The sequence below is a fragment of the Vogesella mureinivorans genome (assembly GCF_007644035.1).
GTDB classification, from domain to species: domain Bacteria; phylum Pseudomonadota; class Gammaproteobacteria; order Burkholderiales; family Chromobacteriaceae; genus Vogesella; species Vogesella mureinivorans.
Map to the genome: position 1 here is coordinate 1 of NZ_VMTV02000080.1, position 269 is coordinate 269.

The 269-nt window shown below is 57.2% G+C and carries 1 protein-coding gene; it reads left to right on the forward strand.

Annotation, left to right across the window (positions count from 1 at the left end; translation table 11 throughout):
• On the forward strand, positions 1–269 hold a 269-nt coding region (locus FLQ44_RS02035), incomplete at both ends, for an FAD-binding oxidoreductase (RefSeq protein WP_369126592.1).

Sequence of the window (269 nt, forward strand, 5' to 3'; positions counted from 1 at the left end):
GCCTTAAATATGGCGTCACCTCCAACAATGTCCTGGGCGTTAAACTCGTTCTGATCGACGGCACGATCATTGAACTGGGCGGCGACGCCATGGACGTTCCCGGGCTCAATCTGCTCGGTTTGGTAATTGGATCGGAAGGCCAGCTTGGCATCGTGACCGAAGCGATACTGCGCTTAATTCCCACGCCTGAAGGTGCACGGCCTGTCCTTTTCGGTTTTGATTCCAGCGAGGACGCAGGGGCCTGTGTCGCTGCCATCATCGCAGCGGGT